This window comes from Streptomyces sp. NPDC043876, assembly GCF_056435825.1.
In genome coordinates, this window is record NZ_JBWKDV010000004.1 from 742,601 (window position 1) to 756,495 (window position 13,895).

6 protein-coding genes and 2 pseudogenes are annotated in these 13,895 nt (G+C 70.9%); 1 reads left to right on the forward strand and 7 read right to left on the reverse strand.

The features are described from left to right. Nucleotides 1-249 precede the first annotated feature (249 nt). Both AC0693_RS16995 and AC0693_RS17000 read right to left on the reverse strand, forming a co-directional pair. Nucleotides 250-867: pseudogene (locus AC0693_RS16995) on the reverse strand (transposase); the annotation flags it as partial. A gap of 627 nt (nucleotides 868-1,494) precedes the next feature. Then, a pseudogene (locus AC0693_RS17000) lies at nucleotides 1,495-2,270 on the reverse strand (IS5 family transposase); the annotation flags it as partial. Between the two features lie 534 nt (nucleotides 2,271-2,804). On the opposite strand from AC0693_RS17000, the gene AC0693_RS17005 reads away from it, so the two are divergent. Continuing rightward, nucleotides 2,805-3,314 (forward strand): hypothetical protein, encoded by a 510-nt coding sequence (locus AC0693_RS17005; protein ID WP_478802228.1) that lies wholly within the window; start codon nucleotides 2,805-2,807, stop codon nucleotides 3,312-3,314. A 698-nt stretch (nucleotides 3,315-4,012) separates the two neighbouring features. On the opposite strand, the gene AC0693_RS17010 is transcribed toward AC0693_RS17005, so the two are convergent. The 5 genes from AC0693_RS17010 to AC0693_RS17030 all read right to left on the reverse strand — a co-directional run. Beyond that, entirely contained in the window at nucleotides 4,013-4,759 is a 747-nt protein-coding gene (locus tag AC0693_RS17010) for a 3-oxoacyl-ACP reductase family protein (protein WP_478802229.1), read from the reverse strand. Nucleotides 4,760-4,875: 116 nt separating this feature from the next. Further along, complete coding sequence (locus tag AC0693_RS17015; protein ID WP_478802230.1) at nucleotides 4,876-6,153, reverse strand: activator-dependent family glycosyltransferase; 1,278 nt, start codon at nucleotides 6,151-6,153, stop codon at nucleotides 4,876-4,878. Between the two features lie 43 nt (nucleotides 6,154-6,196). Further along, nucleotides 6,197-7,438 carry a cytochrome P450 family protein gene (locus AC0693_RS17020; RefSeq protein WP_478802231.1) on the reverse strand — a complete coding sequence of 414 codons (1,242 nt, stop codon included), beginning with the start codon at nucleotides 7,436-7,438 and terminating at the stop codon, nucleotides 6,197-6,199. A gap of 81 nt (nucleotides 7,439-7,519) precedes the next feature. Beyond that, on the reverse strand, nucleotides 7,520-11,593 hold the full coding sequence (locus tag AC0693_RS17025; RefSeq protein WP_478802232.1) for a type I polyketide synthase: 4,074 nt from the start codon (nucleotides 11,591-11,593) through the stop codon (nucleotides 7,520-7,522). Nucleotides 11,594-11,699: 106 nt separating this feature from the next. Continuing rightward, a partial coding sequence (locus tag AC0693_RS17030) for a beta-ketoacyl reductase (RefSeq protein WP_478802233.1) occupies nucleotides 11,700-13,895 on the reverse strand: 2,196 nt, incomplete at its 5' end.

Below are 13,895 nucleotides of genomic sequence, written 5' to 3' on the forward strand. Positions count from 1 at the left end.
AGTTCGACAAGGACAGCAGCAGGTGTGCGGATTCGGGGCGGAGGTGGTCGGAGTACCGGAATCATCTGAGGCGCGTCACCGCTTCGTTCTGGTGTGCCCAGCAATTCTTGGGCCGCAGGCCCCCCACCAGTGTGGATCTTAGAGCTCGTAACACGATCATGCGTCGGGCTTGTTGAGGCGTCGCCAGCAGATGAGACACCTCAGGCGCTCAACGCGTTGAGCAGCCGCGGCGAGGACTGTTGGAAAGGCCTTGCCGGAGGCCCTGGTGATGGGTGAAGCGCCGGCGTATGCCTTCAGGCCGCGGGCGTCGGCGAAGCGGGTCTTGTCGTCTCCAATCTCGGCGAGCACCCGGGCGCCGAGCTGAACGCCGAGGCCGGGGAAACCAAGGATGATCTCAGCGTCCGGGTGCTGGGGGAGGGCCTGTTCGACCGCCTCGGCGAGGTTGTCGGTGGCGGTGCAGGCGGCCTCCAACTGGACCAGAAGGGCCAGCATCTGCTTGCCCAGCGCGTCCTCGACCAGCGGCGGCTGGTGGGCGCAGTCGTCGCGGAAGGTGTCTTGGAGCCGCTCGGCCTCGGCCGTGATGTTCCGTTTGCGGCCGGCCCGCTTGAGCGCGGCCCCCAACTGAGTGCGAGTCAGCCGCGCGGCGCGGGCTGGTGTCGGGGCTGTCTTCAGGAGTTCTCGGTCCTCGGGCCGGCACAGACCGTTGCGCCAAGGCTCGAAGGCCGTCAAGGCGGCCGGATAGTACTCCCGCAGTAGTGACCGGAGCTGGTTGGACAGCTGCTGGCGGTTCCAGAGTGAGTCCTGCTGAGCGCGGGCGAGGACGGCCACGGCCCGGCCGAGGTCGCTGTCGTTGGGCAGAGGCCGGTGGGTGTCGACCAGGGCGACGTCGTGTGTCCGCTCGGCCCAGTCGATGCCGCAGTAGATCAAGATGTTCCTCCCCACAGTGCTATTTGTGCTGGTCACGAGCTCATGCGGAACCACGCGGCGACCTAATCCCAGGACTCGGCGCAAAGGCCGGTCCGCCACCTCAGTAGCCGTTCATGGAACCAGCTCACCCCACGGGCCTCGGTCTTTAGCGGGAGCTCGAATCGGCTCGGGCCTGTCGAGAGGTCACCGTGGTGCGGGCTCGCACCACCAACACCAACGAGTGATCAAGGGGCGGGTGTTGACGTTCGACGGTCCTGGACGGCGCCGATCTCCATGGAGGCATTCATGCCTTGAGTGGGGCAGGCGTACGTCCAGCACCGACGAACATCAACGTCCACAACGTGGTGGCGGCCAGGGAGGCGCCGAGCGCGCGCGATCTCATATGAGGTCTCAGCGACCTGGCTGCAGGTAGGCGTCCTCTCGGAACCCGCCAGGCTGCCACCACTAGATCAGGGCCGCCGCCGCTCCATAGGAAGGCGTACGAGCCTGGATTGGAAAAGCATGACTGTCCCTGCTGTTCGAACGTTCCGGCGGCTTCTCTACCAACCCGTGCCGTCCGTACGTGGGGATGAGGCTGCAGGCGAGGGAGACGAACGCGTCGTGAAGCTCGGTGCGGCGTTCCCATCGGACGGCGAGTCGTTTGAACTGGTGGAGCAGGGCGAAGGTCTGCTCCACCACGTAGCGGAGCTTGCCCATGCCCTTGATGTTCGGGGCTCCTTTGCGGGAGATGACGGGCAGGATCCGGCGTTTACGCAGTTCATCGCGGTTGGGGTTGGAGTCGTAGCCCTTGTCCCCGAGCAAAGCCTCCGGACGTCGGCGGGGCCGGCCGGGACGACCTGCCACGGGTGGGATGCCGTCGACCAGGGCGAGGGTCTGCGTGACGTCGTTGACGTTCGCCGCGGTCGTGATGACTTTGAGCGGGGTACCGCGTCCGTCGCAGATCAGATGGTGCTTGCTGTCCGTCTTCCGCCGGTCGACCGGCGACGGACCGGTGTCGGCACCCCCTTTTTCGCCCGGATGTGGGAGCCGTCCACGCATGCCCTGGACCAGTCGAGGCGGCCGGCCGTGTTCAGCTCGGCGAGCAGGACGCGGTGCAGCTGGTCGAAGACCCCGGCCTGCTGCCACCGCTCCAGGCGCCGCCAGCAGGTCTGCCCCGAACCGAACCCCAGCTCAGGCGGCAGAAGTTGCCACGCGATGTCGTTGCAGAGCACGTACAAGATGCCTTGCAGGCACAGCCGGTCAGCTACCGGCCGCGGCCCTGGCGACCTCGCCGGCCAGGGCGGCAGCAGCGGCTCGATCAGCGCCCACAAGTGGTCATCCACGATCCACGGCCGAGTACCCACACCACCACGAACGGCCGAATCGTCACACCAGTCACGGCTGGCCAGGGCATCTCAGCAAGATCCTGTCATGAGCTCTTACGGCCTTGGCGACCGCCTCGTATGTCAAGGCGGATTCGGCGACCATGTCCCGGAGCCGGTCGTTCGGTGTGCGTGTGGCCATGAAGCACCTGCCCGTATACCCGATATACCGGTTGCCCTCGATCACACGGTACCCCCGCCCGATCACCGCGAGTTGAATGGCCGCCAAGCCCGAAGAGACAGCCGCAAGGCACTCCCCTCGGCGCTGCTCTCAACCGGATCACCCGTGAACAGGAGCCCGCGCATGACCCGCACGTCGACACCCACGCTCCCCGCCCTGAAGACCACCTCGGCGACAGCGACGACGCCCTCATGGGCACAGCACGCGCCCAGATGCTGGTGTACCTCGCGCTCAGTGGCGCCCAACCCTCCCGACTGAAGACTGTGGCCTTGCCCGCCGACCGCACAAGCCGCCGCCGAAATCCCTGCGTCGTCACCACGCCCCTGGAGCGCGACGTGGATGCCCACGCTATGCGCGGCGATGTCCGTGCCGAATTCGCCGACGAGGCCCAGCCCGGCCGCCGGGAGTACGCCCGGGCTCTCGGCCTCGACGACTTCCTGACCTACCGCGTTCCCGGAACCGAACTGCGCCTGGGCATGTCCCGGCAGCTCTTCGCCGCCTGCGCTCAACTTTACCGCGAGGACCAGCTGATCGCGGAGCGAACCCCCGGCATGCGCGCCGAGGACGTGCGGGCCGATGAGCCCGTCAGCGAGGAAGCGGAAGAGCGTCGGCGTCACACCCAGCGGCGGGTCTTCCGGGAGCAGCAAGACGAGCAGCGGGCCCGGATCGAGCCCCGGGTCCGTGAGGCCTTCGAGGACGGCAGAAACCGCCCCTGGCGAGAACTGCTGCACACCCAGAACGACCCGCGCCTCGACCTCGACGATGACCCCGGGCTCCTCGAAGCCGCGACGGCGGAGACGTACCTCGCCGTCCGCGAAGACGACCTTCCCCACCACGAGCGCTGACTTTCCGCGCTCCGCCTCGGCGTCGCGGCCCGCGGTTGGGTGACGCTGAGGGGAGGCCCCGCGTACGGGGGATGACGCAGGGCCTCCGATGAGACCATAGCGCGCCCGAAGCACCACGAGGCGGACTCCCCAGCCCATTCCGGCCGCTGGGCCCGGCGGAAGATTGCAGCGGATCCCCGGTCAGCCGAACCGGGGAATCGCCGGATCATTGGAAATCCACCGCCATCCCTGCCCGAACCGTCGAGAGGCACCGGCACGAACCAAGTCGGCCATCCCGCTCCGATCCCCTCCGGGACCACCCCCGGCCCGGCCCCGGGCACCGGGCTGTCACGCCAGCGCGTAGCTCTGCCGGAAGTAGTCGGCGGCGCGTTCCAGGTCCCGATCGGTCTGGAGCGTCAGCTCCAGGTCGCCGGTGCCGTAGTGGCCGAACCGAACAGCCCCGGACCGTCATCGGCCTCACGTACTCCCTGCCCGGCCTCCCACGGTCCGCGTCGCCGCCGGACGGGACCTGACGTCACCGTCCCGTCCGGTGTAACGCCCTTACACAGGGCCTCGACAAGGCCAGGCCCCGGCCCGCATGCTCATGCGCCCGGCAGAACGGGAGTCGATGTTCACCACCATCTCGCGCCTGCGCAGCGTGCTCTCCCCATCCGCCGTCCGGGCCGTCGCCAGGGCGGCAGTCCGATGTCCGGTGGCGCTCACACCATCTTGAGGCCGCCGTCGACGGTGAGGACCGTGCCCGTCGTGTGCGTGTTGCGGGGGCTCGCCAGGTAGGCCACTGCCTCCGCCACCGCCTCAGGCTCGGCGAAGGACCCGATCACCTGCCGGGCCAGGAGTTCCGGCTGCGCCCCGTCGCGAAGCACCTCGGTCAGATCGGTCTTGACGATGCCGGGGGCGACCGCGTTGACGAGGATTCCACGGGATCCGAGTTCCACCGCCATGGCCTTGGTGAACGCCTCCAGACCGCCCTTGGACGCGGCGTAGTTGGCCTGGCCCTTTCCCGGCTTGCTCGCGGCCGCGGAGGTGATGTTGACGATGCGTCCGGAACGCTGACGCAGCATGGTGAGTGCGACGGCCTGGGTAAGGAACATCGGGCCGACGAGGTTGGTGGCGATGACCTGGTGGATGTCGTCCGCCTCCATGGTCAGCAGAAGCTTGTCCCGCGCTATACCCGCGTTGTTCACCAGAATGTCGATCCGGTCGAACTTCTGGTGCACCGCGGCCACCAGCTGCCGTGCGGTCTCGGGGCGGGAGATGTCGCCGGGGAACAGTTCGACCTTGCGGCCGAGTGCGGCGATGTGCTCGGCGGCTTCCTCAGCTTGTGACTTCGAGCTGTGGTAGTTGAGCGCGATGTCGCATCCGGCTTCCGCCAGCCGGACGACCGTCGCACGGCCGATCCCCCTGCCGGCCCCCGTCACGAGCGCTACCTGACCTTCGAACTCCATGTGCTGTTCTGCTCCATCCGTTGATTACGGGAGACGACCGGACGGCGATCCGACGACCGCCGGCGACGGCGTGCGTGCCCCGGCATGCGGGCCCGCACCGTGTACCGGCCGGGTGGTCAGGGGGACTGCCGGTGGCTCTCGGCGAGCCGCTCCAGCACGGGGACGGTCTCCGCAGGGGTGGGGTTGGACCGCATCTCGGCCCGCAGCCGGTCTGCGACCTGCTGGAGGGAAGGCTCGGTAAGCACTCGCTGAATCGCCGCGCGCAGTGTGAGCGCGTCCAGGTCCTCGGGCCGGATGAAGATACCGGCGCCCAGGTCGTCGATCTGCCGGGCCCTGACCGGAACGTCCCAGTGCGCTCCGATGACGATCTGCGGAACGCCGTGCAGGAGGGCTGTCGCCGCGGTGCCGGCGCCACCGTGGTGGATGATCGCGGCGCAACTCGGCAGCAGCACGTCCATCGAGACGAAGTCGACGATCCGGACGTTGTCGGGGACCTGCGTCAGGTTCTCCCGCTGGGTGCTGTCCAGCGTGGCGATGATCTCGATGTCGAGGTCGCCCAGCGCCGTGAGCAGGTCCTGGAAGCGGACGCTGTCCTTGCCGTGGGTTTCGCGCCCCGACACTCCCTGGGTAAGGCAGATGCGCGGTCGCTTCGGCTTCTCGGACAGCCAGCCGGGTACGACGGCAGGGCCGTTGTAGGGAACGAAGCGCATGGGCAGGATCGGCTCGCGAAGGTCGAGCCGGACGCTCTCCGGTCCCGGGTCGATGACCCACTGGCCGTTCAGCAACTCCTCCAGCCCGTCTCCGACGGCCGGGAGGCCCAGCCTCTCCAGGGTCCAGCCGAGCCACTCGGCCATCGGGTCCTCCCGGTGTTCGGGAGCCTGCTGTGCCTTGGCATCCAAGAATGCTTCCCGGGCCTGACCAATGACATCGGGACCCCACAGGATGCGGGCGTGCGCCGCGCCCACGGCATGGGCGGCGACCGCTCCCGCATAGGTGAAGGTTTCCCAGATCACCAGGTCCGGCTGCCAGGAGCGGGCCAGCGCGACGATGTCGTCCATCGTGGAGTCGCCGTTGAGCGGCGCGAAGCACAGCGAGGTCAGAACGGTCTGTTGACCGAGCAGATGTTCCCAGGACCGCGCCTCGGGCTGCTCTTCGGCGAAGTCCAGTCCCTCCTGATACGGGGTGATGTCTCCGCCGATCTCGGCGAACAGCTCCATCATGTCTTTGTCGTCACCGACCGGCACGGCGGTGAGCCCGGACCCGGTGATGATGTCGGTGATGCGGGGCTGGCTGGCCACTCGCACCTCGTGGCCTGCGGCTTTCAGGGCCCAGGCCAGCGGCACCAGGTGATAGTAGTGCGTGTTGTGGGCAATCGACGTCATCAAGACTCGCATCGGCTCGTCTCCCCGTTCGGCAGTCGGTGTTCGTCGCGGGTGCTCATGCCGCACCCGCGTCGGTCAGTGCCCCAAAGCCCGTCCGGGCGACGGGGAAGCGGGCGTGGCCGAGCGTGACGGGTGCCCGCCTGAGGCGCACCGCGGTCCCGCTCGGTCGCAGGCCCGGTGCCTCCTGCGCGAGCACCCGCAGCGCACCGCGGGAGAGGGCGCGGACCGCCCGGGCGGCAGAGGTGGAGTGCGCATCGCCGAGGAGCCCCAGGGGGACGCCGACGCCGTCGCCCTGTTCGGGGGCGCCGGTGCCGTTCTCCGTCGGGGCTGGGGTGACCGCCGGGTCGCGCTGGGCGGCGACGACGAGGATCGCCACATGCCCGTCCGTGGGGATTGGCACTCCGGCCAGTTCGACGTCCTCCTGCGCGATCCTGCTCTCCACCCGCACCGGCGGCTGTCGCCACCAGGTCTCCGCTATGACGGCGTCGGCCTTCTCCGGGTTCTGGCAGAGGGCGTCCCACTGCCCGGGAGAGCTGCCCAGCGCCTCGAACGCGTTGCAGATGAGCGCACCGGCGGGTGCGGCCACATCGACTGCCAGAGCGAGAGCCGCCTGAGCGGACCGTGGTCCGCCCTCGCCGAGGTGGCGCGCGAGCAGTTCTCGGAGGTCGGCCGCTGCTCCCAGGCCGGTCCGTGTGATGTCGAGAGTCTGCGGGCAGAGCCGGCTGTCGAGGCTGCGGGTACAGCCGGCCAGCAGCTCCTCGAACCGGCTGCGCCCCGCTGCGGGCAGCCCGAGGAATTCCGCCAGGACCTGTGCCGGCAGGCGTCGCGCGAAGTCGGCAACGAGGTCGAAGTCGGCGCCGAGCCCGCCCAGGAGGGTGCGTGACACCTGCTCGGCGAGGGCCTCCACGGCCACCTCGTCCTGCGTCGACATCGCCGGCTCGGCGTCGGCCGGCACGCCGCCGTGCTCCCGTGCGCGGGCCGGACCGATCTCGGGGCCTGCCGGCGGGAGAAGTTCCGCGCGGTGCCGTCCTCCCACGCGGGTCAGCGCTCCGAAGCGGGCGTCGGTCAGGACGGACCGGGCGAGAGCGCCATCCGCGATCACCCAGGTGTCAAGCACCTTGCTGTGGAACACCGGTCCGCGTGCGCGGACCTCCTCCTCGTAGGGGGTGGTGTCGTCCCGCTGTGCGCGCAGGATCAGCGCGTAGGGGTCTCCCTGCGTTCCTGCGAACCAGTGCCCTACGTAGGTTCGTTGAAGTCTGCGGCCGAGTGCGGACGGGGTGGTCCATTGCGTTGTCACGGGAGTCCTCCAAGGTGTCGCGGTGTGGGGAAGACGGGGGAAGCAGCCGTCCGGCGCCCGGCGAAGTTCCCCCCGGGTCGTTCACAGGGTGTCGAGCCAGCTGTGGACGGTCGCCGCGAGGCGGCGGGCGTGCTCGGTCATCAGCGTCAGATGGGTGCCCGGCACGTCGACGGCGGTGTGGTCGCCGCCGTCCCAGTGTGCCCGCCAGCTCTCCGGTTCCCCGGACCACTGCCCCACCGGCTCCGTCGCACGCAGGAACAGTACCGGCGCCTTCGTGGGCCTCGGTGCCCACTCTAGGAGCATCTGGTTGTAGGCGCCCATCGCCGTCAGCCGGGAGTCGTCGATGGACACCACGGAACGCTGCATGACCCAGTCGAGCATCTCGTTGCGCCACACCCCCATCGCCCCCGGCGAGCTGGGGAGATAGACGTCCGCCAGGATCAGCGCCGTGGGACCCGCGCCGCGCTCCTCCAGTCGGCAGGTCAGCGCGTGTGCCAGCGCCCCGCCCGCCGAGTGGCCGAGGAGGGCGTAGGGCCTATCACCGGTGTGCCGCAGCACCGCGTCCGCCTGCGCGTCGAGCAGCCCGTCCAGGGAGCCGGGCAGCAACTCGTCCGCGCGGAAGCCGGGCTGGCGCAGCGCCGACACGGTCAGCCGGTTCTCCAGGGCCGCGGCCAGTGCGGCGAACTCCTCCGGACCCGACGCCACCGCCGTGCCCGCGCAGCAGATCAGCTCCGGTCCCGCACCGTCCGCGGTGGCCAGGCGCACCGGAGCCGACTGCCATGCGGCGGCCGCCTGCCCGAGGATTTCTCCGTCCGCGAGGACGTGATCGGCGGGGAAGACGGGCCGGAAAGCGGCCAGTTCGGCGAGTGTGCCGATGAACGGCTCGGCCCGGCCGAGCCGCACGGCCCGCCGGTACATCGCCACCAGGCTGCTCTCACCGGCCGTGTCCGGGCCTTTGGCAGGCGTGCCGTCGCTGTCGGCGGCCTTCAGGGCGGCTGCCAGGTGCCCGGCCAGCTCTCTGGGGGTGGGGTGTTCGAGGACGAGGGAGGACGGCACTTCCAGCCCGGTGGCGCCGGTCAGGGCGACGCCCAGTTCGATGGCGGCGAGCGAGTCGAAACCGATGTCGCCGAAGGGGGTGTCGGCCGGTACGTCCTCCAATTCGGCGTGGCCGAGTGCGGCCGCCGCTTGTGTCCGCACCAGCACGAGCAGGTCCTGAGCACTCAGCGCGGGCCGGGTCGCCGGATCGGTGGCCCCCTCCGCGTCGGCCAGTCCGGCCGTCCCGCCCACCGCGGACGCGACCGGCCCGGCGGGCCCCGCGGGCATGGGGGCCGCCGCCTCCAGCCAGAACCGCTGACGCTGGAAGGCGTAGGTGGGCAGTGTGGCGTGGCGGGCACCGGTGCCGGCGTAGAACCGGGACCAGTCCACCTCCGCGCCGCGCGCGTAGGCCGTGGCGAGCGCCGTCAGGAGGGTACTGCCCTCCGGTCGGTCCCGACGCATCGCGGACACCAGCGCGGCCCGCGCCCGGCCGGGCGCCTCGGTGGCTGTGTCCCCGGCCGTCTCCTCCTCCAGGATCTCCAGGGCCAGGCCGCAGAGCACGCCGTCCGGCCCCAGCTCCACGAAGGTGCTCACGCCACGCGCGCGAGCGGCGCGCACCCCCTCGTGGAACCGGACGGTCTCCCTCGCCTGCCGGAGCCAGTAGTCGGCGGCGGTGAGTTCCCCGGCCTCGGCCGCGCGGCCGGTCAGGCCGCTGATCACGTCGAGCGTCGGCTCGCGGTACTCCACCGCGTCCGCGACCCGGCGGAACGCTTCCAGCATGGAGTCCAGGCGTGGGGAGTGGAAGGCGTGGCTGACGTTCAGGCGCTTGACCCGCACGCCGTATTCGGTCAGCTCCTCGGCGAGCGCCGAGACGGCGTCCTCGTCCCCGGAGACGATGATGGAGCGGGGCCCGTTGACGGCCGCCACCGCGATGCGGTCCTCCTGCCCGGCGATCAGGTCCCGCACCTCGTGCTCGGCGGCACGGACCGAGAGCATCGCGCCGCCGGTCGGCAGCTCCTGCATGAGCCGACCGCGGGCGGCGACCAGTGCGCAGGCGTCCGCCAGCCCGAACACCCCGGCCACGTGGGCAGCGGCCAGCTCGCCCACGGAGTGACCCAGCAACACGTCGGGGCGCAGGCCCCAGCCTTCGAAGAGCCGGAACAACGCGACCTGTACGGCGAACAGGGCCGCCTGGGCGTATTGCGTGCCGTCGAGCAGCGCGGCCTCCGGCGAACCGGCCTGCGCGAACATCACCGTCGACAACGGCCGGTCCAGATGAGCGTCCAGATGCTTCGCGACCGCGTCCAGTTCCTGTGCGAACGCCGGGTACTGGGTGTACAACTGCCGCGCCATGCCGGGGCGCTGGCTGCCCTGCCCGCTGAACAGGAAGGCGGTACGCCCTTCGCCCTGCGCGGTGTCCCGCACCACCCCGCCCGGGTCGCGGTCTTCCGCCATCGCCTTCAACGCCCCGAGCACGTCGGCACGGGATCCGCCCTCGACGGAGGCGTCCGCGAGCAGCACGGTCCGGTGCTCGAAGTGGGTGCGGGTCGTGGCGAGCGAGAACCCGACGTCCAGCGGATCGAGGTCCGGGTGCTGTTCCAGGTGTGCCGCCAGGCGCGCGGCCTGCTGCCGCAGCGCCGGCCCCGTCCGGCCGGACAGCGTCCACGGGACCAGGGCCAGCCGTCCCGCCACGGCCGGTGACCCCTCTTCGAGCTGCGCGGGCGGCGCCTCTTCGAGGATGACGTGACCGTTGGTGCCGCTCACGCCGAAGGCCGAGACTCCGGCCCGCCGGGGAGCACCGGTCCGCTGCCAGGGCACGGTCTCTGTCAGCAGCCGCACTTGCCCGTCGCCCCAGTCGACGTGGCGCGTCGGGCTGGCCACATGGAGGGTGCGGGGAAGCACACCGTGCCGCAGCGCCATCACCGTCTTGATGACGCCGCCCACTCCGGCTGCCGCCTGTGCGTGACCGAAGTTCGACTTCAACGAACCGACCCACAGGGGACGTTCGGGGCTCCTGTCCTCACCGTAGGTGTCCAGCAGCGCCTGCGCCTCGATGGGGTCGCCGAGCCGGGTACCGGTGCCGTGCGCCTCCACCGCGTCGATCTGTCCGGCGCCGAGCTGTGCGTCGGCCAGCGCACGGCGAATGACTCGCTGCTGCGAGGGCCCATTGGGCACGGACAGGCCGCTGCTGGCACCGTCCTGGTTCACCGCCGTACCCCGCACGACGGCGAGGACCCGATGCCCCTTGCGTACCGCGTCCGACAGCCTCTCCACCACCAGGACGCCGACGCCCTCGGCCCAGCCCGTGCCGTCCGCCGCGTCGTCGAACGCCTTGCAGCGCCCGTCCGGAGCGAGCCCACGCTGCCGGGCGAACTCCACGTACGCGGCCGGGTTGGCCAGCACGGCGACTCCGCCGGCCAGGGCGAACTCGCACTCCTCGCGGCGCAGCGCCTGCACCGCCAGGTGCAGTGCCACCAGTGAGGAGGAGCAGGCCGTCTCGACGGTCATGGACGGGCCTTCCAGGCCCAGGAAGTAGCTGATCCGGCCCGACAGGACCGCGTCCGCATTGCCGGTGAGCAGGTAGCCTTCGGACCCCTCCGGCAGACGTCCCGACGCGGCCGCGTCGCCCGGCACGTAGCCCTGGTTCGCCGCGCCGACGAACACACCGCCCTGGCTGCCGCGCAGCGCGCGCGGGTCCAGCCGGGCCTGCTCCAGGGCTTCCCAGGACGCCTCCATCAGCTGGCGCTGCTGCGGGTCCATCACGGTGGCCTCGCGCGGTCCTATCCCGAAGAACGCCGCGTCGAAGTCTCCCGCGTCATAGAGGAATCCGCCCTCGCGGCAGTAGGTCGTGCCCGGGACCGACGGGTCCAGGTCGTAGATCCGCTCCACGTCCCAACCCCGGTCCCCGGGGAAGGGACCCACCGCGTCCGTCCCCGACACGACGAGTTCCCAGAGGTCCTCGGGCGAACGGACCCCGCCGGGATAGCGGCAGGCCATGCCGACGATCGCGATGGGCTCGTGACGGGCCGCGAGGAGTTCGCGGTTGCGCTTGCGCAGCCGTTCGGCGTCCTTGACGGAGGTGCGCAGTGCCTCTAGCACCTTCTCTTGGGACAGAGCCATGAGTGGTCTCCTTACTGAGCTCCGGGCCGTGACCCGGTCAGGTCTGTGTGGTTCGTGCGACCGAAACCGGCGACGGCACGGCGCGCCCCGGCGCCGCCCGCAGCGGTCAGGAGTCGGACTGGTTGAGGACGAGGTCGACCAGCGCTTCGGCGTCCAGACCGTCGACTTCCGCCAGGGCGGACTCCTCGTCCGGCGTGGCCGCGCGGCGGTGCGGTTCGTCGCCCGGCAGGCCGGCCCAGCCGCCGGACTCCGCTTCCAGTCCGGCGAGTTCGAGCAGACCGTCGAGGAGGCCCGCGGCCCGCAGCCGGGCCAGCGGCACGTTCTGCAATGCCTGCCGGATCTCCGCCTCCTGCGCAGCCTCGTCGCTCGGCACCGCCAGCAGGACGTCGAGGCGGGCTGCCGCGGCACGGGCGTTGGGGTGGTCGAACGCGAAGGTGGCGGGGATCTTGGTGCCCACGGCCACACCGAGCTTGTTCGCCAGTTCCACGGCGGTGACCGAGCTGAACCCCAGCGTCCGGAACCCGGCGTCGGACTCGATGTGCTGCGGCCCCGGGTGACCGAGTACGGCGGCGGCGTGTCGGCGCACGAGATCGAGCAGGATCTCCCGCCGGTCGTCGCCCGTGGCCCGGGCGAGCCGTGCCAGCACGCCCTGGTCGGCTGCCCCGCCGGGCCGTGCGCCGCCCGAGATGTCCTCCGACGGGCCGCCTGCCGGTCCGGTCGGCGCGGTACGCACGCCGGGCAGCTCTCCGATCAGCGGGCTGGGCCGGAAAGCGGTGAACGACTGTGCGAACCGGGACCATTCGACGTCGGCCACGCTCACGCAGGTGTCTCCTCGGTCCAGGGCCTCGCCCAGGGCGGCGACTGCCGACTCGGGCTCCATCGCCCGGAGACCGAGGGCGGTGAGGAATTCCTCGCCCTGTTCGCCCGCCATGCCTCCGCCGCCCCACAGGCCCCAGGAGACCGATGTGGCGGTCAGTCCCTCCGCCCGGCGCTGTTCTGCCAGCGCGTCCAGTGCGGCGTTGGCGGCTCCGTATGCGCTCTGCCCGCCACTCCCCCACACGCCGGCGCCCGACGCGTAGAGCACGAACGCGTCCAGCTCCTTCTCCCTGGTCAGGTCGTGCAGATGCCGCGCCCCGACGACCTTGCCCGAGAGTACGGCGGCGAGCCCCGCCACATCCGTCTCGGCCAGCGGCGCCGAGTGCGGGACACCGGCAGCGTGGAACACCGCCGACAGCGGCTGCCCGGCCGGCAGGGCGTCCAGCAAGTCCCGCAACGCGTCCCGGTCCACCACGTCGCAGGCTGCGACGGTCACCTCTGCGCCCAGCTCCTTGAGCTCCGCTGACAGTTCCGCGGCTCCCGGTGCGCCCTCGCCCCGCCGCCCGGCCAGAATGATGTGCTCGGCGCCGTTGCGGGCCAGCCACCGCGCCAGATGGCCTCCGAGAGATCCGGTTCCACCGGTCACCAGAACCGTGCCACGCGGCTGGTAGCCGCCCTTCGCGGCCCGGCGAACGGATGCGGAAGGGCTGGAGGCTGGCAGCAGCCTGCGGCCGTACGCGCCCGACGCGCGCAGCGCCACCTGGTCCTCGGCACAGGTCTCCGACAGCACACGCACGAGCTGCCGCTCTTGTCGTCCGGCATCCCGCGCCGCCCGGGGAAGGTCCACCATCCCGCCCCACCGACTGGGGAGTTCGAGCGCCGCACAGCGGCCCAGGCCCCAGACCTGGGCGCCGACTGAGGACGGGCGCTCGGCGGGAGACACCGCGACCGCCCCACGGGTCACGACCCACAGCCTCGGATCCACGCCCCGGGCCACGTCCAGATCCGCGCACGCCTGCGCGAGCAGCATCGTGCCTGCCGTGGCGCGGTCGACGCCCGGATGATCCGGGTGCTGCCGCTCATCGGTGCCCAGGAGGGAAAGGATTCCCACGAGGGGTTCCTGCTCTTCGGCCGCGGTGGTGGTGAGCCGCGCCGCCAGGTCGGCGCGGTCCGTCGCCGTCACGTCGACCGTGAGACAGGAGACGGTGGCGCCGTGGGTGGTGAGGGCTTGCTGGACGTCGTGTGCGATCCGTATGCCGTCCGCGTCCAGGTCCTCGGGCACGACGAGCAGCCACCGGCCGTCCAGACGGGCCGACTCCGACAGCGACAGACTCTTCCACGCCACGTGGTAACGCCATCTCTCGATTCCTGATGCTCCGGCGGACTCGGTCACCGCCGCAGAAGGACGCGACTCAAGCCAGTAACGCCGGCGTTGGAAGGGGTAGGTGGGCAGGTCGATGATGCGGGCACCGGTGCCCTCGAACAG